General features: G+C 37.1%; 21 protein-coding genes. 4 read left to right on the plus strand and 17 right to left on the minus strand.

What is annotated here, in order from left to right:
- Positions 1-40 precede the first annotated feature (40 nt).
- Entirely contained in the window at positions 41-244 is a 204-nt protein-coding gene (locus tag MHH66_RS24985) for a hypothetical protein (protein ID WP_002034628.1), read from the minus strand.
- 192 nt (positions 245-436) lie between these two features.
- A complete protein-coding gene (locus tag MHH66_RS24990) occupies positions 437-826 on the minus strand; it encodes a hypothetical protein (protein WP_033709558.1) in 390 nt (129 codons plus the stop codon).
- 152 nt (positions 827-978) lie between these two features.
- Between MHH66_RS24990 and MHH66_RS24995 the strand changes: the two genes are divergently transcribed.
- Positions 979-1,386: a hypothetical protein gene (locus MHH66_RS24995; RefSeq protein WP_063218096.1), complete on the plus strand. Its 408-nt coding sequence runs from the start codon at positions 979-981 to the stop codon at positions 1,384-1,386.
- A gap of 255 nt (positions 1,387-1,641) precedes the next feature.
- Here the strand turns inward: MHH66_RS24995 and MHH66_RS25000 are convergent, their stop codons facing one another.
- Positions 1,642-1,794, minus strand: a complete 153-nt coding sequence (locus tag MHH66_RS25000) for a hypothetical protein (protein WP_002034624.1) — start codon at positions 1,792-1,794, stop codon at positions 1,642-1,644.
- 55 nt (positions 1,795-1,849) lie between these two features.
- The gene (locus MHH66_RS25005; protein WP_078185104.1) at positions 1,850-2,377 is read right to left on the minus strand and encodes a hypothetical protein; all 528 of its coding nucleotides are present in this window, start codon (positions 2,375-2,377) and stop codon (positions 1,850-1,852) included.
- A 144-nt stretch (positions 2,378-2,521) separates the two neighbouring features.
- On the opposite strand from MHH66_RS25005, the gene MHH66_RS25010 reads away from it, so the two are divergent.
- On the plus strand, positions 2,522-3,169 hold the full coding sequence (locus MHH66_RS25010) for a phosphatase PAP2 family protein (protein ID WP_002034622.1): 648 nt from the start codon (positions 2,522-2,524) through the stop codon (positions 3,167-3,169).
- Positions 3,170-3,223: 54 nt separating this feature from the next.
- Here the strand turns inward: MHH66_RS25010 and MHH66_RS25015 are convergent, their stop codons facing one another.
- From MHH66_RS25015 to MHH66_RS25055, 9 genes are all read right to left on the minus strand, one after another.
- Positions 3,224-4,237, minus strand: a complete 1,014-nt coding sequence (locus MHH66_RS25015; RefSeq protein WP_002089394.1) for a PTS transporter subunit IIC — start codon at positions 4,235-4,237, stop codon at positions 3,224-3,226.
- A 22-nt stretch (positions 4,238-4,259) separates the two neighbouring features.
- Complete coding sequence (locus MHH66_RS25020) at positions 4,260-5,210, minus strand: L-lactate dehydrogenase (RefSeq protein WP_002034621.1); 951 nt, start codon at positions 5,208-5,210, stop codon at positions 4,260-4,262.
- A gap of 246 nt (positions 5,211-5,456) precedes the next feature.
- Positions 5,457-5,705 (minus strand): spore coat protein, encoded by a 249-nt coding sequence (locus MHH66_RS25025; RefSeq protein WP_002034620.1) that lies wholly within the window; start codon positions 5,703-5,705, stop codon positions 5,457-5,459.
- Positions 5,706-5,718: 13 nt separating this feature from the next.
- Complete coding sequence (locus MHH66_RS25030) at positions 5,719-5,904, minus strand: hypothetical protein (protein WP_001180550.1); 186 nt, start codon at positions 5,902-5,904, stop codon at positions 5,719-5,721.
- Between the two features lie 244 nt (positions 5,905-6,148).
- Entirely contained in the window at positions 6,149-6,706 is a 558-nt protein-coding gene (locus MHH66_RS25035; RefSeq protein ID WP_063218095.1) for a TetR/AcrR family transcriptional regulator, read from the minus strand.
- Between the two features lie 3 nt (positions 6,707-6,709).
- Positions 6,710-7,432: an MBL fold metallo-hydrolase gene (locus MHH66_RS25040; RefSeq protein ID WP_063218094.1), complete on the minus strand. Its 723-nt coding sequence runs from the start codon at positions 7,430-7,432 to the stop codon at positions 6,710-6,712.
- Between the two features lie 140 nt (positions 7,433-7,572).
- A complete protein-coding gene (locus MHH66_RS25045; protein ID WP_088293166.1) occupies positions 7,573-9,357 on the minus strand; it encodes an acyl-CoA dehydrogenase family protein in 1,785 nt (594 codons plus the stop codon).
- A 388-nt stretch (positions 9,358-9,745) separates the two neighbouring features.
- On the minus strand, positions 9,746-10,918 hold the full coding sequence (locus MHH66_RS25050) for an acetyl-CoA C-acetyltransferase (RefSeq protein ID WP_001206332.1): 1,173 nt from the start codon (positions 10,916-10,918) through the stop codon (positions 9,746-9,748).
- Between the two features lie 21 nt (positions 10,919-10,939).
- Entirely contained in the window at positions 10,940-13,321 is a 2,382-nt protein-coding gene (locus tag MHH66_RS25055) for a 3-hydroxyacyl-CoA dehydrogenase/enoyl-CoA hydratase family protein (RefSeq protein WP_061673679.1), read from the minus strand.
- 237 nt (positions 13,322-13,558) lie between these two features.
- On the opposite strand from MHH66_RS25055, the gene MHH66_RS25060 reads away from it, so the two are divergent.
- Both MHH66_RS25060 and MHH66_RS25065 read left to right on the plus strand, forming a co-directional pair.
- The gene (locus tag MHH66_RS25060; RefSeq protein WP_002034611.1) at positions 13,559-13,705 is read left to right on the plus strand and encodes a YuzL family protein; all 147 of its coding nucleotides are present in this window, start codon (positions 13,559-13,561) and stop codon (positions 13,703-13,705) included.
- A gap of 97 nt (positions 13,706-13,802) precedes the next feature.
- A complete protein-coding gene (locus tag MHH66_RS25065; protein WP_033713142.1) occupies positions 13,803-14,642 on the plus strand; it encodes a D-alanyl-D-alanine carboxypeptidase family protein in 840 nt (279 codons plus the stop codon).
- A 22-nt stretch (positions 14,643-14,664) separates the two neighbouring features.
- On the opposite strand, the gene MHH66_RS25070 is transcribed toward MHH66_RS25065, so the two are convergent.
- From MHH66_RS25070 to MHH66_RS25085, 4 genes are all read right to left on the minus strand, one after another.
- On the minus strand, positions 14,665-15,582 hold the full coding sequence (locus MHH66_RS25070) for a proline dehydrogenase family protein (protein ID WP_078185103.1): 918 nt from the start codon (positions 15,580-15,582) through the stop codon (positions 14,665-14,667).
- Positions 15,583-15,892: 310 nt separating this feature from the next.
- Positions 15,893-16,138: a YusU family protein gene (locus MHH66_RS25075; RefSeq protein ID WP_001290599.1), complete on the minus strand. Its 246-nt coding sequence runs from the start codon at positions 16,136-16,138 to the stop codon at positions 15,893-15,895.
- Positions 16,139-16,186: 48 nt separating this feature from the next.
- A complete protein-coding gene (locus MHH66_RS25080; protein ID WP_002089423.1) occupies positions 16,187-16,489 on the minus strand; it encodes an MTH1187 family thiamine-binding protein in 303 nt (100 codons plus the stop codon).
- 77 nt (positions 16,490-16,566) lie between these two features.
- Entirely contained in the window at positions 16,567-18,567 is a 2,001-nt protein-coding gene (locus MHH66_RS25085; RefSeq protein ID WP_078185102.1) for a methyl-accepting chemotaxis protein, read from the minus strand.
- Between the last annotated feature and the right edge of the window lie 82 nt (positions 18,568-18,649).

The raw sequence follows: 18,649 nt of genomic DNA on the forward strand, positions 1-18,649 counted from the left end.
GAAAATATCCAAATAAATACAATATGCACATTTGCATATTTCATGAATATTGAGGAACTACTTTTAATAAAAAAGCCCTACTAGTGTAGGACAAAATAGCTTTAGCAATCCCAGCTCTTGAAATAAGGGAAAATCCCTGTTCCTGGCCACCAACCATAATGAATAACCCGCCGCATAACGCTACAACGGATGCAATAGCACCGACAGGTAAGAAATTACTGCAAAGAAAAAGCCATGTATACACATGACTTTCATAGCATAATCACTTCTATATTCAATAGAAATTAAATTGAATTATATTTCTTTACTTTTAAAGGAATAGATATTACATATACATCTATAGCATAAATAATAATCAAAATTCCTTTTTCTCCATCTCTTTGGAAGGTATTCGAATCCTAAGAACATAATAATAGCCCGATACTCATTAACTTAACTACTTTTCTTTTTTCCATGATATTTCAAATTCTCCACCATGTTCTTCTGTTATAATTTTAACTTTATATGTATCATCTTTAGACACTTTAATATTATTTTTACTGTTTCCACTATTAACTTCCAGTATTGTATTATCATTTGAATCTAAAACATAAGCCTTTATGGTTCCTTGCTTCGTTTTATCATCAAAGGTAAATATCCAGCTTTCACCTTTTTTTACATCCATATCTTGAGTTGCAAAACCAGTGAAACTTTTATACTTTCCATCTATACTATTTGAACCTCCATGAACCTTACCACCAACAATCGTTCCCTCTCTTGTAAAACAACCACTAAGAACCACCAAACATAGAACAAATAATAATGTATTTTTAATAGTTTTCAACATCATTCCCCCCTTATCCTCACAATAAATATCCTCTTATTTACATTTTTTCTTTCATAAAGAAAAATGGATCTTTGTCCCCGTAAATAACGTGATGAATGTTGACAATCCCCTTGTTAGAGTACCATATTAAAAATAAAAAGGAGTAATAAGCAATGGATATTAAAATAGTGGATATATCAGAAAAATTATTAGATGGATATAAAGTTTTAGTTCAAGTAGATAGCAATCCATTTATCGCTGAGTGGGATGGGGATAAGCCAGAAAAAAACGAAAACTATAATGTAGAAATACATATAGATGATGAATTTATATGGAATACAAATATAACCTTTTCAGATAAAAATGCAAATGCAATAATTCAGAATAGTAAAGGCTTTAAAGTAATTGCTAAGCTAGATTATAACAGTGAGGATAACTTAGCAACACTAAATATCTACGATAGTATCATACTAATTGATTTAGAAGGAATTGAGCAAGATATAACAAATGAATGGGTAGAAATACAGTGCACTTCAATTAAGATATTTAATACTAATTTTCAACAGAAATCCATTACATAACTATGGCATAGTCGTTATGATGTAGTGAGGTATAGAAAGAGTAAACGAGTATATAAATAAACATGTTTATATGCATATGAATATCCTACTGCAATTCCTGCTCAAGCAGACGCCACTAACCATACCTTAGCCACTCATAACCGCAAGTCCAGTCTCAACAGGAACGCTTATTGGCCATAATGAAGCTAAAACTGCTTGCATACCTGCCCACAAACCAATACCAATCGCAAGGGGGGAGATGTGGAACTAACATTATCATCCCTTGATAAAACGAGCTAATACTCGATGCGCTTTATTAAATTTTATAATTAAATCTGCAATAGCTGATATAAAATTATAAATCGGTATCATTACAGCCGCGAATGCATCTGGCATACGTTGTAAAGCTTGCGTGAGCTTCTCAATCACATTGTTATATGCTTCTACATAAAAAAATAAGAAGCCTCGTTTACAGGCTCCTTCATCATCTATTCAAATAATCTGCAATTGTTTGAAATACTACGATATACATATTATGAATACTTTCTTCTGTATTTCCACCATTCGATAAACCAACTGCCCATTGTTGTCCTTCACCACTTCCGATATTTGCAAAACCTTGCGTATACATAGCATTTACATCTTTTCGTGCACTGTTATACTCTATCTCTTTTGTAATAAAAGTTGAATATGATTTATCTTGTAAACCAATAAAAAACACTGGTTTCTTTAGCGATGAAAATACATCTTTATACTGCTCTGTTGAGGCTTCTTGAAAGTGATCTTTCATTATTAGAAAACCATCCACTTCCTTAGATTTCTTTTCCAATTCCTCTAACTTCACATTTTCAAACTTTATATTTCTAAACGTATCTTTCGGCTTTTCACCAACAACTCCAATTACGAGTGCTCTCCCGTTGTATTCTAATTTCTCTCCTTCTTTATCCTTTGCACACCCAGTACTCACTAGGCATAACAATATAAAAACTAAGAAATAAAATGAACACTTCATATAGCACCCTCCCCCTCTTTTAAGTCAAGTGACAAAAATGTAAGGTGAATTCAAGAAAATGTAAGTAAAATCGATAGCCCAATTGGATTTTCTATATTATAATCAATTGAATTTATTTACATTACTAAAACATAGGAGATTATCATGAAGAAATTTAAACTTTCATCTCTTCTTCCGTTAAGTTATATACTTCTACTCGTACTCGTAAGTCCCCTTTACGACGTATTAAATAAATCTACTGTTCACGCAGTAGATGTCACAACTGTAGTAGATGATTGGATTCCATTTGTGAAAGCATTTATTATTCCTTACTTACTTTGGTTTCCATACTTATACGGTGCACTTATTTATTACTGTTTTGCTGATCGAAAGCAATATTATGTCACTTTAAGTAGTGTAATTCTTGGAAAACTTGCTTGTTTTTCAATTTACTTTTTTTGGCAGACAACTGTGCCACGCCCAACCGTCGTTGGAACAGATGTATTTTCCGAACTAGTCCGCTATATTTATAGTATTGATCAACCAGTAAACTGTTTCCCAAGCATTCATGTCCTTACGACATTTGTAATTATGTTAGCTGCCTTTAAGCGTAGAGAACAGCATACTTTGGAATATTACATCCTTACTTTCTTCGGTACGCTTATTATTTTATCAACATTATTTACGAAGCAGCATGCATTTGTAGACGCCATTTCTGGAATGACGCTTGCAAGCGTACTATACTTTGGTGTTCAGCTATTATTAGCAAAAGAAACAGTACGTGTTCCAGTAAAACAAAATCATAAAATGTAAAAAAGCAGACTGTGGCTTCAGTCTGCTTTTCTCTATATTAAGGAGATTTTCAAATTAAGATTGTGGTACAGTCATGTCACCAGAATGAATACGACCTGCTTTTTTAAGAGCAATGTACAGTATATAAGAAACAGCTACTGGAATGATGATATAAGTGATTACCATCGCTGGGACAACTTCCCACCCTTGGCTGGAAATTAAATTAATTGGTGCGATAAGAGAGCTTAATCCAAGACCTGCAATTTCTTTTCCTGCTTCCAGTTGGAAAATTAATGCTGATACTGGGCCCACTATAGCACTGGCGACGACAGTTGGGACGAGAATCATTGGATTTTTAGTAATGTTCGGCAACTGTACTTTTGGAGTACAAAGTGCCTGGGCTAATATGCCACCTAAGTTATTTTCTTTCGCTGAAATAACAGAGAATCCGATAAATTGAGCAACACATCCTGCAAGTGCTGCACCGCCTGCAACACCGTCTAAACTAAGTGCTATTGCTAATGCTGCTGATGAAGCTGGAGAGATAAGTAACAATCCCCAAACTACAGCAATCACGATAGAAGCGATAAACGGGCTACCAGCTGAACTATCTTTAATGAATGCTCCAACTGTATTTAAAACTGGGCTAATATTTTGAGCTAACCAAATACCGACTAAACCAGAACCTAATATTGCTGCAAATGGAACGAGCATCATATCTAAAGCAGTTTTTCCACTTAATCGTTTACCAATATAAACTGCTAAAGTCGCTGTTAATAATGCACCGATTGGTTCACCTGTTTTAATGATGAGACCAGCTTCAGTAATTGAAATGGAACCTGCTCCAATTGCTCCAGCTACCATTGCTGAGAAAATTACGAGTCCGTTTGCACCGAGCATAAAGGCAATCCCGGCTCCAATTGCTGGTGCCATAAGTGATTTTGCAACAACTCCGATTGTAATAAGTAATGGGATATCAACAATTCTTCCTATATTTTCGATCAGTAAACCAATTCCAAGGGATACGAAAATACCCTGTGCGATTCCGGCTGAAGCTTTAAACACACGAGACATTATATATTCCTTCATTTGTTTCACCTTCTCCTATAATTTAGTAACCAATTGTTTTCATATAATCGCGTAAAACATCGTTTGATTTTGCAAAGCGACTTTCTTCATCTTCTGATAAGTTTAGTTCTACCACTTCTCTTACACCGTCTCTAGTAATAATTGCTGGTACTCCTGTACAAATATCGTATTCGCCATATTCACCATCTAAAATGGCTGAAACAGCGATAACACGGTGATCATCATTGAAAATTGAGCGAGCAATATAAGCTAAAGAGTTTCCGATTCCGTAATAAGTAGTTCCTTTGCGCTTATAAATTTCCCATCCAGCTTTTGCAGTCTTCTCAACAATTTCATCTAAATCTATTTCACCAAATTGGTCTTTTTTCTCTTCTAAAATTTGTAAAATCGGTTTTCCACCGACAGTTACGTGAGACCAAGCAACCATTTGAGAATCACCATGTTCTCCTAATGAATACCCATGAATACTACGAGGATCTACATGTAACATTTCAGATAAAATTGTTCTTAAGCGAGAAGAATCTAGTGATGTACCTGTACCAATCACACGATTTCTAGGTAATCCAGATAGCTTCCACACTTGATATGTAATAATGTCAACTGGGTTCGATGCGAGTAAGAAAATGCCATCAAATCCACTTTCCATTACGCCGCCAACAACACCCTCCATAATCTTAGCGCTGGCTCCTAAAGTGTCTAAACGACTTTGTCCAGGCTTCGGCGCTGGTCCTGCTGTAATAATGACAATGTCCATATCTTTGCAGTCTTCATAACTTCCTGCATATACTTTTGTTCTTGTATTTGTAAAGTTAATGCAGTGCGATAAATCCATCGCTTCTCCAACTGCACGTTCATGATTTATATCAATTAACAATAGCTCTTCGCAAATCCCTTGGTTTACAATGGAATACGCACAGCTTGATCCAACTAATCCAGTACCGATAATTGCAATTTTTCTTGTGTTTCTATTCATAGCAATCTCTCCTAATTGATCATGTAGTCTATTTCTTTCGTTCTTTACACCCCTAATTATAGAGGTTCTCACGATAGAAACCATGGATACTTTGTGAAATATTGAGCAAACTTTTGTCCTTTTTGTGAATTGTTATATTCCATTTTCGTCATATTTGTTACAACCGGAAAAATATTTTTTATGTATTTATTGACATATACCAAACAAAAAAACGAGCGAATCCATTCGCTCGTTTCATTCATCACACTATTCCGCACTTAATTGACTTTTTAATTGCTGCACAATCATTGGATTAGCAGGTGCTGCCGGCTTATAATAACTTTTTTGCTTTGCGTATTCATACATATTACGTTGACGGGATTCATCTTGATTACGAATTTGAATTAACGTTTGATGTAACTGTTCATTATCAGACTGAGAAATATAATTTGCATAACTTGTTAAACTTGAATTTAACCCTGCTAAATAATCATTTACCATATCTTTTTCATTCATTTCTCTTTTCCCCCTATCCTAAAAAAGTCATTAACTGCTGTTTCGTATTTCGTGCATCTTGCGCATCCTTTTGTAGCATTTGCTTTAGCTGTGGATCTGTACAAGCCTGTGCATACTGGTCCAATTTGTTAATAATCGTCGCATGTCCACCAATTAAATGACGTAAATTTTCTACTTCAAGCTCTGTTAAGTTTTGCATAAAATACTCCTACCTTTCTTTGTTCATTCACGATTTAGTATTTATTTCTTTTAGGATTATATGCACTAAAAAAACCTTAGAATCGCTTCTAAGGTTTCCTCTTATTCATACTCAAGCTGCAACACCTATAATTAACGAAAGAATTAAGAACACAACTACCACTTGTAATTTTGCCTCCAGCAAACCGAAGCCTACTATACAAAAAGCATGATCAGCAACAAATTCATGTTGTCTCGCTTCTTATTCACTCTTTCATTACATGCAATCCTTTAATAAAGGTTTCTAATAATAAATGTAAACTCGTATCTAAATCTAGCGGCAAACCAAATCCACCTTGCTGTTCAATCGACGCAAATCCATGACAAATACTTCTGAATCCACGTGTCGCATGAAGTGCATTCTCTCCTTCTAAGCCGTATTGTTGTAAAACATGAAGACAAAGCTTTACAATTCCGTCACCTGCTTTTCTTACTTCTTCATCTCGTAAAAAGGTTGCTTCATACAGTCCAGGATGTTTGCGGACGAATGCTACGTACGCTTCTCCTAAAGCATGAACTGCTTCATCCATACGTTTACCCTCAGCCGCTTCTTCCAGTCTGTTATGCAGCTGTTTTATTCCGTACATACCGAGATTTTTCCGTACATCTTGTAAACCGTTCACATGATTATATAGCGAGGGTGAACGTACCCCTAATGTTTGCGCTAATGAAGCTAACGTTACTTCTTGTATTCCATTTGTATCTGCAATTTCTGCCGCTGTTTCTACAATTTTCTGTAATGTAAGTCCGATTCTCGGTGACATAAATTATCCCTCTTTCCTACTTTCTATATTCCGCTTAGCTTCCTTAATAGCAAGTTTTATGACAGTGCCTGGATCCTTTATCATTTTCCCATGTCCTGCCGCAAGTAAGGACGGCTCATATTCGCTTAGCTTCTCTGCACTTTGTAATGATATTTCTTTGCTCCACGTTGCCATTGCAGGAAACGGAAACCAAAATTTCATTTGCCCCGAAACAGCCATACCCCCTCTTGTTTGGAAGGCATCCCCGACAATAAGAGCTTTATTTCGTACATCAAGAAGCGACATGGATCCTGGCGTATGTCCCGGTGTCATAATCGCAAGAAGCGATCCAACTCGGTCGCCATCTTCCAATAAAACATCAGGTACCGTTTTTACCTTTTTAGGTACACCGCCTTTTATCGGTATATTCGGTTCATCCTTTTGTAACGTCGTATCTCCTTCTAACAGCTTTGCGTCCCGCTTAGAAATATAGACTGGAACATTAGGAAGTACTTCCTTTAACGCGTCTAATGCACCGATGTGATCATCATGCGCATGTGTTAATACAATCTTAGTAATGGGTTTCCCTATTTTCTCAGCCGCCTGTAAAATACCTTTTGCGCTATATGGCAAAGCCGCATCAATTAAAGTTAAACCATCTTCTTCCTCCACAAAGTAACAATTCACAGGAAACACTCTTGGCAAAAATGACAATTGATATACCGTTTTTTCATGCATCATTCTCATATTTCCATCTCCCTTTTCACGAAAACTAATACCATTAGTTTTATTATACTAATGGTATTAGTTTTATGTCACTAAAAATTTCATTTTTACAAAAAAAAAAGAAAAGTAGCCGTTTATACGACTACTTTTCTTTACAGCTATTAAACTGTGTAACGCTCATCTTCTAAAATTTTTGCAGCAATTTCACGTTTCTTCGGAATTACATTAAGTGGTGTGTGGCGAGTTAATTTACGTAATGATGATAACATCATGCGCAGCATGTCGCCGTTTTCAACTGCGATAAGTGTTTCTTTCGCATCTGCTTCGATTTCGTTGAATGCTTCTTGGCAGAATACTTCAGTGTATAACACTTTTTGTTTATTCTTTTCAAGACCAGTTGTTTTAATTGCTTTTTCTGTACGAAGAAGAGCTGATTCCATTGCGTAAAGATTGCTTACGATGTCAGCGATATTCACAAGAATTTCTTGCTCTTTATCTAATGCTTTACCGTATTTTTGAGCTGCTAATCCAGCTACCATTAAGCCGATTTTCTTCGCGTTAGTTACTAAATATTTTTGAAGTGCTAATGGCTCATCGCCTACTTCTTCTGGCATCATCATCATTAACTCTTCTTGTAATTTTTGTGCTTTTTGAAGAAGTGGTAATTCACCTTTCATCGCTTTACGTAAGAACGTACCTGGTACGATTAGGCGGTTAATTTCGTTCGTGCCTTCGAAAATACGGTTAATACGAGAATCGCGGTACATTCTTTCAATCTCGTACTCTGCCATAAATCCGTAACCACCGTGAATTTGAACACCTTCATCTACTGTATAATCTAGTACTTCAGAACCGAATACTTTATTTAAAGAGCACTCGATTGCATATTCAGCGATAGAAGCTGCTACTGCTTTACCGTCCTTTACTTCCTCTTCAGATAATGTGCTCATGCGGCTTTCGAATAAACCTACTGTACGGTATACAGAGCTTTCAGCTGCATATGTTTTCGCTGCCATATTCGCAAGTTTCTCTTGAATTAATGGGAAGCGAGCGATTGGTTGTTTGAACTGTTGACGTTGATTTGCATATTGTGCTGAAATTTCTACTGCACGTTTCGCAGATCCAACTGTACCAACACCTAATTTATAACGGCCGATATTTAAAATGTTGAACGCGATAATATGACCCTTACCGATTTCACCAAGTAAGTTTTCTTTCGGTACTAATGCATCTTCTAAAATTAACGTACGAGTTGAAGAACATTTAATACCCATTTTCTTTTCTTCTGGGCTTGTAGATACACCAGCATATTCTTTCTCTACGATAAATGCTGAGAAGTGCTCTCCATCAATTTTTGCGTATACGATAAATACGTCAGCGAATGCAGAGTTTGTAATCCATTGCTTTTCACCATTTAATACGTAATGTGTACCTTCTGCATTTAAACGTGCCGTTGTTTTTGCACCTAATGCGTCAGATCCTGAACCTGGCTCAGTTAATGCGTATGCCGCTAATTTTTCACCAGTTGCAAGTAATGGTAAATACTTTTTCTTTTGCTCTTCGTTACCGAATAATACGATTGGTAATGATCCGATACCTACGTGAGCACCGTGAGTAATTGCAAAACCACCAGCGCGCGAGAATTTCTCTGCGATTAACGCTGAGCTTACTTTATCAAGACCAATTCCGCCGTACTCTTCTGGTACGTCAGCGCCTAATAAACCAAGTTCCCCAGCTTCTTTTAAAAGACGAACAGAACGATCAAACTCGTGTTGCTCTAAATATTCAAGCTCCGGAAGAACTTCATTTACGATAAAGTCCTCTGTCGTTTTTGCAATCATTTTATGCTCAGATGAAAAATCTTCTGGCGTAAACACTTGATCAATTGTAATTTCCTCTACTAAAAAGCTACCGCCTTTAACCGCATTTCCTACTGTTTTTTCCATGAAAATTTCCTCCTTCATATTTTCATAAGCCGCTTCTCTCATTTTGAAAGAAGCTGGCTCTCAATTTTATTTTTTATAAACCTTTGTTGCTTCCATTCTTTGCTTTAGCGTCCTCTTGTTCTGAGCGAGCCGCCTGCGCTTTTTTTATAATCCAGTTCCAACGGCTAAAACAGTCGGTCGTTTCACCCCTTCCTGTGAGGCAAAAAGCGCCTCTTCGTCAGGGCTTCCAACGCCCTCCTGTTCTAAGCAAGCCACCTGCACTTTTTATATAATCCAGTTCCAGTGGCTAGAATGTTCGGTGGCTTCGTTTCTTCCTACGAGGCAAACAGCGCCTCTTCGTCTGAAGCTCCATCCCCCTCACATTCTGAGCGAGCCGCTTCCACTTTTTTTATAGTAATTCAAACACTCCCGCTGCTCCCATTCCGCCGCCGATACACATTGTTACGATACCGAATTGTTGGTTGCGACGTTTCATTTCGTGAATAAGAGATAGTGTTAGTTTTGCTCCTGTACAGCCAAGTGGATGTCCAAGTGCGATTGCACCGCCGTTTACGTTTACTTTTTCTTCATCTAGACCAAGTTCACGAATAACTTGGATAGATTGAGAAGCGAATGCTTCATTTAGTTCAAATAGACCGATATCAGATAGCTCTAAACCAGCTAATTTTAACGCTTTCGGAATTGCAGCAATTGGGCCGATTCCCATTACTTCTGGTGGTACTCCAGCTACTGCGAATGAACGGAATTTTGCAAGTGGCTTCATGCCATCGCTCACTGCTTTTTCACGATCCATTAATAGTACAGATGCTGCACCGTCACTCATTTGTGAAGAGTTACCAGCCGTTACAGAACCGCGAACGTTAAATGCTGGACGTAATTTACCTAAAATGTCTAGCGTTGTCTCTGCTCTTACACCTTCGTCTTGTGCGAAAATGATTGTTTCTTCTTGCAGTTTGTTGTTTGATCCAACCGAGCGTAACGTCACATCTACAGATACTGTTTCATCCGCAAAGTTCCCTGCAGCTAATGCTTTCGCAGCACGTTGATGACTTCTTACTGCAAATGCATCTTGTTCTTCACGAGAAATTCCATATTTCACAGCAACTTGCTCTGCTGTATGTCCCATACCCATATAATATTCTGGAGCAGCTTCTACAAGGCGACTGTTCGGACGAACAACGTGCCCCATCATTGGAACTAAACTCATTGATTCCGCTCCGCCTGATAATACAGCTTCAGAGTGACCAAGCATAATGCGCTCTGCTCCGTAAGCGATACTTTGTAAACCTGAAGAACAGTAACGGTTAATTGTAATAGCTGGAACATCGTAAGAAAGTCCTGCTAGCCCGCCGATATTACGAGCCATATTTAAACCTTGCTCTGCTTCTGGCATCGCACAACCGAAAATTAAATCATCAATTGGTCCTTCATAATTCGCACGCTTTAACGTTTCTTTTACTACTAACGCCCCTAGATCGTCAGGACGAACTGTTTTTAATGAACCCCTCTTTGCTTTTCCAATTGGTGTTCTTGCTCCCGCAACAATGACAGCTTCTCTCATGAACGATATCTCCCCTCGTTATTAGTTACGTAATGGTTTTCCTTTTACAAGCATGTGCTGCATTCTTGCTTGTGATTTCATCTCACTTACTAAGCTAATAAATGCTTCACGTTCTACATCTAATAAATACTGCTCATCAACTTCTGTTCCGTACGGCACTTTTCCGCCCGCAATGACATATGCCAGTTTCTTCGCAATGTGCAGATCATGTTCAGAAATGTAACCTGATAAATGCATTGCCTCTGCACCAAGTACAAGCGCTGCATATCCTGTCTCACCAACAACTGGTATCTTTTTGCGGATAGGTGCTTTATAACCTGCTTCATATAAAGAAAGTGCTTTTTGTTTCGCATCATATAGTAAGTGATCACCATTCACACTAATACCGTCTTTATCGCCTAAGAAGTTGTTCGATACAGCTTCTTGTGCTGATGTAGAAACTTTCGCCATCGCTACAGATTCGAATACTTTATTCGCAACTTTTTGTAAGTCAAATTCTACACCGTTTGCCATTTTGTTTAAGTGTTTAATGTATAACTCTTTGTTACCGCCTCCGCCAGGGATTAAGCCAACACCTACTTCTACTAAGCCCATATATGTTTCGCTAGAAGCTTGAATGCTCGCTGCTGGTAAACAAACTTCTGTACCGCCGCCAAGCGTCATACCATATGGCGCCGCTACAACTGGCTTAGAAGAGTACTTAATTTTCGTCATTGCATCTTGGAAGTTTTTCACAACCCACTCAATTTCAAAGTAGTTGTCGTCTTGTGCTTCCATTAAGATCATTGCAAGGTTCGCACCAACGCAGAAGTTCTTCGATTGGTTTCCGATAACAAGACCTTTATAATTTTTCTCTACTTCATCAACAGCGTAGTTAATCATTTGCGTAATATCCATACCGATTGCATTGCTCTTCGAATGGAATTCTAAGCAAAGGATACCATCGCCTAAATCGATTAAGCTCGCTCCGCTATTTTTCTTTAATACGCCATTTTTCGCTTTTAATTGTTTAAGAGAAATTGCCTTTTTATTACGTTCGATTAGCTTATATTCGCCATTATCGTAATAGTAGCTATCTCCGTTATCGTGTTTGTAGAAAGTAGTGAAACCTTTCTCTACCATTTCTTTCACCCAAGTCGGAACAACTACGCCGTTTTCTTCCATCTTTTGAACGGACTTTTCAACGCCGATTGCATCCCAAACTTCAAATGGCCCTTGCTCCCAGCCGAAGCCCCACTTCATCGCTTGGTCAATTGCAACGATATCGTCAGCAATTTCTTTATGAAGTTTTGCAGAGTATAAAAGAGTTGGTGTGATAATATTCCATAACAACTCTCCTGCGCGGTCTTTCGCGTATACAAGCGCTTTCAATTTATTCGATAAACCTTTTTCTTGTTTACTTAACTCGATAGATGCAGCTTTTAATTTCTTGCGAGCTTCGTATTCCATCGTTTCAGGATTTAGTTCTAAAATTTCTTTTCCTTGTTTTAAGAAGAAGCCTTGACCTGTTTTGCTTCCAAGCCATTTTTTATCAAGCATGTCATGCATGAAAGCAGGTACTTTAAATACATCACGCTCTTCTTCTTGTACATTTTCATATACGTTATTTGCAACGTGTACAAATGTATCTAAACCAACAACATCTAATGTACGGAACGTTGCGCTCTTCGGACGACCAATTAATGGACCTGTTACAGAGTCAACTTCTCCAATGCTATAGCCACGCTTAATCATTTCTTGCAATGTTACAAGCAAGCCATACGTACCGATGCGGTTTCCAATAAAGTTTGGTGTGTCTTTTGCGATAACAACGCCTTTTCCAAGAACGTCTTCGCCAAATAGTTTCATGAAGCTTAATACTTGTGGATCAGTTTCTTTCGTCGGTATTACCTCTAGAAGTTTTAAATATCGTGGTGGGTTAAAAAAGTGTGTTCCTAAGAAGTGTTTCTGGAAGTCGTCTGAACGACCCTCTGCCATTTTTTCAACGGAAATGCCTGATGTATTTGAGCTCACAATTGAGCCTGGTTTACGAACAGCATCTACTTTTTCAAATAGTTTCTTCTTTATATCTAAGTTTTCAACTACTACTTCAATAATCCAATCTACATCAGCTAGACGCTCAAGATCATCTTCTAAGTTACCTGCTTCAATCAGTGCTAAATTTCCTTTCACTGTCAGAGGAGCTGGTTTTTGCTTTAATAGTTTTTGCACAGCCGTATTACTAAAACGATTTCTCACACTTTTATGTTCTAATGTAAGTCCCTTCGCCTCTTCTTCTTTCGTAAGCGCAGGTGGTACAATATCAAGCAATAATGTCGGAATACCAATATTAGCTAAGTGTGCCGCAATTCCTGAACCCATTACGCCTGAACCTAGAACAGCAGCCTTTTTAATTTGGAACATCCATTTCTCCCCCTATTCTTGAATGAATGCTCATTCAATTTTTCGACATAAGTCGCAATCAATGAGTGAGCCTCTACTAATAAATATATGATACAGTTTGAATTTTCGCAATATATTTATTGATAAAATTTTCTGAAATAAATATATTTCTTTCATTTGGCTATGCTATACATGTGTATTTTCTTCATTAAAATGCACTTTTCCTTTTTATAATCTGACGAAACTGGAGGAATATATATGGCAAAACTTAAGAAGAACCCTTCAAAAGCTGGAATTAGCGCAGCAAGTGTAACTGGAAATGCAGGTCCGCATAATCACGGTGTTGAAAAAGGGCGTCAAAGTAATAACCAACAATATAAGAAGCATAATATGGGCGAAAAATAACGCTATATTTTTGGGCAGAGGACGTGGCATAATGATTAATGGCTGCTTTTTCTGCCCAATTTATTTGTACATATGGAAAACAAAAGAGGGAACGACGATGAAACGAACAATAATTATGATTGTAATGATTGCCACACTATTTACAGGGATGATTTTCTTCTCTTATGCACAAAGGCAACAAGTTGTAAGAGCAGATCAGCCTAACATTACTGGGCAATACGGGATTACAATCGATGCAGACACAGGTGAAATTTTGTATGGAAAACGGGAAGATGAACGCTCTTATCCGGCTAGTATAGGGAAAATGATGACTACCTTACTCTTACTAGAAAATGTGAAAGAAGATGAAGAAATTACGGTAACAGAGAATGCGATTAAAACGGAAAGTCAAAGTAAGAAGATTAAGCTTCGCGCGGGTGAAAAATTAAAACGTGATGAGGCATTAAAACTTATGCTTATTATTAGTGCAGACCCAATCGCTGAGTCAATTGCAGAACATATCGCAGGATCAAAAAATGAGTTTGTGAAAATGATGAACGCTAGGGCGAAGGAACTTGGGACAAAACATGCGACTTTCAAAAACGCAAGCGGTGCTGATGCACTTGGAAATAAAGTATCACCATATGACATTGCTATTATTACGAAAGAAGCCTTGAAGTATCCGATCGTTTTAGAATATATGAATTCAATACATACAACACTACATACTTCAGAGCGTTCTCCGAAAATCGCAAACTATGGACGGGAAGAACTATATGATGATCCATATGCGATTGGAAGTAAAAGCGGTTTATCAGCTCTCGGAAAATACACAGTCGTAACAGTTGATGAAAAAGACGGTAAACGCGTCATTAACGTCGTGTTATCTTCTACTCGTACGCAGCTATATCCTGATACGAAGAAAATGGCGCACTACGCATTTCAGCAATTAAAATAACCAAGGAGTATTTTCTCCTTGGTTATTTTTTGATCATACCTTTTAATACGAACGCAACGTTTGCTGGACGTTCTGCTAGACGGCGCATGAAATAGCCATACCAGTCGTTTCCATAAGGCACGTAAACGCGCATTTTGTAACCTTCTTTTACTAGCTCAAGTTGACGCTCTGTACGAATACCAAATAACATTTGGAATTCAAATTGATCCCTTGGAATGTTATGTTCTTCCGCAAGTTTTTTCGTATATTCAATAATCGCTTCGTCATGTGAAGCAATTGCAGTGTAATTTCCATTTAATAAGTGCATTTTAATAATTTTTTTATAATTATCATCTACATCTTTCTTTTCCGGGAACGCTACTTCTTCAGATTCTTTATAGGCTCCTTTTACAAGACGTAAATTAGGATTATAAGCGTTTAAATCTTCCATATCTTTTTCTGTACGATATAAGTAAGCTTGAATAACTGTACCAATATTATCGTATTCAGATTTTAATTGTTTAAAGATATCAATTGTTTTTCCGCAGCGCGTATAGTCTTCCATATCAATTGTAATAAACACACCGTTTTCTTTTCCAGCTTCTAAAATACGGCGCATATTGTTCATTACGATTTCATCAGAGATATCTAATCCCATAGAAGTCATCTTTAAAGAAAGCTGCGAATTAAGACCTTCTCTTCCAATTGCACGAATCGCTTCAATCGATTCGCTAGCCATTTCATTTGCTTCCGCTTCGTTATCAACGAATTCACCTAAATAATCGATCGTTACACAAAGACCTTGCTTATTTAATGCTTTAATTGCAGCTGTCGCTAATTCAATCGTTTCCCCTGCGACGAAGCGACCTGCACCAAAGCGTAAACCGTACTTTTTAGCCAGTTTTGTTAGCGCTTTATTTTTAGATAAGAAAAGAAACGAATTTCGCATTAATTGTTCCATGTAATTCACCCCTACGACTATAATTTATCTGTTTTTTACCCCTCTTCAAAATTATATCATTGTTTAAAATTATTTGATACAAATAATTATTTAGATAATTTATAAAATACTATCAAAACATTTAAAACCCTATATTCTCGTTTGTAAATATGAAGAAAATATTTTTCGACATTCAGAAAAAACGGGTTTACTAGGGAAAAAATGAGCATACCGAAAATATTCGACATGCTCACAAAACCATTTATATTTCATGTAAATTATATAAGGATATTAATAACAAAAACTTGAGGTAACATTATCTCAAGCCTTCTTACTTCTCATTTCGCTTTTCATCATTCAGCTTTTTAATATTCGTAATTAACTGTACCATCTCTTCTTTTGCATCTGGATACGTCTCATTCCAATGTTTCACTAAAGCTGGCATCGTCTTAGCCATATAAGAATAAAGTGCCCATTTCTGTACCTGCTCTTTTCGCTCTTCGTTGCTCTCTCCAAGTAATAGTTCCGTGTATTTCTCTAACAAGCCATCAAACTGCTCATTAAACTTTTCACTCATCTTATTTTCCTCCTATATGAAAAAAGCAGCGAAGATCGCTGCTTTTTCTTATAATTTTGATTGAACAGAGTTTAATTTCTTCTCCATCGTACTTACTTTATCACGGCGATCATCGATACGAATTGTTGTCGCAACGCGCTGTGCACCTTTCGTGTATGGAACTTCATGCATTTGTTGAATGACTTCTAAAATGACAGGAAGATCTCCTTCAATTACTGTATTCATCGGTGTTAATTGATACTTCACGCGATCAGCATTTTTCTCTAGTACCTTTTGTACTTCTGCTACATATTCACTAACACTTGGATTACCTGTTCCTACTGGAATAATCGATACATCAACAATTGCCATAATAATCTTCCTCCTATTACTGCTTCTTATATATCCATTGTCTATTTTACCGAAATTCTCATCATTTTACTAATACGTTACTCTTCTACTTTAAACTGCTCAACCAATCTTTCTAAGTCCTGCATATTCTCTGTCAAACTTTCCATCGTATGAGCTACTTTTTCTAAATGATTCACTTGTGACTCAGTTGCTGCATTTACCTCTTCAGAAACAGCCGCACTCTCTTGACTCGTGCTAGCAATTGTTTGCATAACTTCTGTAATTTCTTCTTGCTCGTGACCTATGTTATTTACCTCTTCTACAATTTTTTCAACTGAGGCACTAATAGTATTTACAACTGACATAATTGTGCGGAATTCTGTCTCCGCCTCTGTCGTAACTTTATTTTGTATATCCGCAATGTCTTTCAATTTACTTACAACTTCTACAACTCGCTTTACTTCTAACTGCACATCGCTAATCATTATTGTAATCTCACCCGTTGCCTCTTTTGATTGTTCAGCTAATTTCCGAACCTCTTCCGCAACAACAGCAAAGCCCTTACCTTGCTCACCTGCACGTGCTGCTTCAATTGAAGCGTTTAAAGCCAGTAAATTCGTTTGATCCGAAAGACCTTTTATAAGTTCTACCACATTTTGAATCGATCCAACCCTTTGCTCTAACTTACCGGACGCTTCTTCCGTATGAACAACGATAGAAGATGATTGTTCTCTTGTATGAACTAAATTTCGCATCGTATTGAGTCCCTGCTTAGACGCTTCTTCCGCCTTACCAGTCACTCCCTTTATTTCACCAACGGAACTATTCATTTCTCCCATCGACTGCGCCATATTTTCAAGTTGCTCTGAAACCTCCTCTACACTATTAGCAAGAGTAGACGCGCCTCCGCTCACATCATCCATAGCACCTGAAACTTCTCTACTAGCTGCTACAGTTTCATTCGTTAAATAATGCAGATTGTGAGTCGATTTCTGTACTGTCGATACACTATTTTTAATTTTACTTACCATTTCATTCATTTGCTCAACCATATGATTAAAATGATTTGTCAGTTCTCCGACTTCATCCTTACTTGTCACTTTCATTTGCAACGTTAAGTCACCTTCTGCTACTTTTTGAACGTGATTTGTTAATAGTTGCAATGGTCTTGCTAATCTTCTTGAGAATAAATATGATGCTACTATTCCAATCAATAAACTAATACACGCCATTATAATAACTGTATTTCTCGTACTACTTAACAATCCATCAATCGTTTGTTTCGGATAAAAGATTCCTATCTTCCATTTCATCGCATCAAATGACTGACTATAAACAACTACATCTTCACCTTTTAATGTAGTGACAGCATATTTTGTTACCTCTTTATTTAAACTCTTCATAAGTGGCTCTTTAGAAACATCTTTCCCTACTTTTTCTGGATAAACAAGAGCCATATTTTTATCATTTATAATAAACATTTCTCCGTCATTATTGTATTGAATATTGTGAAGCAATTTCTGAATTGTTCCGAGCGATACATCCATCGCAACAACGCCTAATACAGATCCATCTTGAGCTGTAATTGCTTTAGAAACCCCTACACTTAACTTTCCTGTCGCAATTTCATAAGAAGGTTGTCCCCAATGAACCCTTTTCACATCAGCCTCTGAATCTTTATACCACGTTCTTGTCGTTGGATCATATCCTTCTGGCACTTGCCCACCTTCAGCAAGATTGGCACTTAATGTTTTTTTATCTTTCGTACCAATATATAAATCTAAAATACCGGGATGATTCTTTTTATACTCTGCAAACTCTTTCGTTAAAAACGCTTCCTCTTCTGGAGTAACCCCATCTTGAATCATATTACGAATCATCTCACTGTTCGCGTAATACCCCATATCTTCATCAGTTCTTTGAACAAATGTCGTAAGTTGCTCTGTCACAAGGTCCATCGTATTTTGAGAATACTGGTCTAAGGAACGCACTTCCTTTTCTTTCTGTAATTGATACATAGCTGTACCTAATATTACGAACATCATAGAAATAAGTACCGAAAATACTACTGCAATTTTTAAACGTAAACTTCTCAACATATTCCCTCAAGCATCCCCTTCTCGGTAAAATTCAATCGTATTAATCACTATATTAAGTATAATAGATAAATTAGAAAGCTCA

Source organism: Bacillus sp. FSL H8-0492 (genome assembly GCF_038006145.1).
Classification (GTDB): domain Bacteria; phylum Bacillota; class Bacilli; order Bacillales; family Bacillaceae_G; genus Bacillus_A; species Bacillus_A mycoides.

Bases quoted from the DNA above. Each gene is read 5' to 3' on its own strand.
- MHH66_RS24990 (WP_033709558.1), bottom strand. From the start codon at position 826: ATGTTGAAAACTATTAAAAATACATTATTATTTGTTCTATGTTTGGTG.
- MHH66_RS24995 (WP_063218096.1), top strand. From the start codon at position 979: ATGGATATTAAAATAGTGGATATATCAGAAAAATTATTAGATGGATAT.
- MHH66_RS25005 (WP_078185104.1), bottom strand. From the start codon at position 2,377: ATGAAGTGTTCATTTTATTTCTTAGTTTTTATATTGTTATGCCTAGTG.
- MHH66_RS25010 (WP_002034622.1), top strand. From the start codon at position 2,522: ATGAAGAAATTTAAACTTTCATCTCTTCTTCCGTTAAGTTATATACTT.
- MHH66_RS25015 (WP_002089394.1), bottom strand. From the start codon at position 4,237: ATGAAGGAATATATAATGTCTCGTGTGTTTAAAGCTTCAGCCGGAATC.
- MHH66_RS25020 (WP_002034621.1), bottom strand. From the start codon at position 5,210: ATGAATAGAAACACAAGAAAAATTGCAATTATCGGTACTGGATTAGTT.
- MHH66_RS25025 (WP_002034620.1), bottom strand. From the start codon at position 5,705: ATGAATGAAAAAGATATGGTAAATGATTATTTAGCAGGGTTAAATTCA.
- MHH66_RS25030 (WP_001180550.1), bottom strand. From the start codon at position 5,904: ATGCAAAACTTAACAGAGCTTGAAGTAGAAAATTTACGTCATTTAATT.
- MHH66_RS25035 (WP_063218095.1), bottom strand. From the start codon at position 6,706: ATGTCACCGAGAATCGGACTTACATTACAGAAAATTGTAGAAACAGCG.
- MHH66_RS25040 (WP_063218094.1), bottom strand. From the start codon at position 7,432: ATGAGAATGATGCATGAAAAAACGGTATATCAATTGTCATTTTTGCCA.
- MHH66_RS25045 (WP_088293166.1), bottom strand. From the start codon at position 9,357: ATGGAAAAAACAGTAGGAAATGCGGTTAAAGGCGGTAGCTTTTTAGTA.
- MHH66_RS25050 (WP_001206332.1), bottom strand. From the start codon at position 10,918: ATGAGAGAAGCTGTCATTGTTGCGGGAGCAAGAACACCAATTGGAAAA.
- MHH66_RS25055 (WP_061673679.1), bottom strand. From the start codon at position 13,321: ATGTTCCAAATTAAAAAGGCTGCTGTTCTAGGTTCAGGCGTAATGGGT.
- MHH66_RS25060 (WP_002034611.1), top strand. From the start codon at position 13,559: ATGGCAAAACTTAAGAAGAACCCTTCAAAAGCTGGAATTAGCGCAGCA.
- MHH66_RS25065 (WP_033713142.1), top strand. From the start codon at position 13,803: ATGAAACGAACAATAATTATGATTGTAATGATTGCCACACTATTTACA.
- MHH66_RS25070 (WP_078185103.1), bottom strand. From the start codon at position 15,582: ATGGAACAATTAATGCGAAATTCGTTTCTTTTCTTATCTAAAAATAAA.
- MHH66_RS25075 (WP_001290599.1), bottom strand. From the start codon at position 16,138: ATGAGTGAAAAGTTTAATGAGCAGTTTGATGGCTTGTTAGAGAAATAC.
- MHH66_RS25080 (WP_002089423.1), bottom strand. From the start codon at position 16,489: ATGGCAATTGTTGATGTATCGATTATTCCAGTAGGAACAGGTAATCCA.
- MHH66_RS25085 (WP_078185102.1), bottom strand. From the start codon at position 18,567: ATGTTGAGAAGTTTACGTTTAAAAATTGCAGTAGTATTTTCGGTACTT.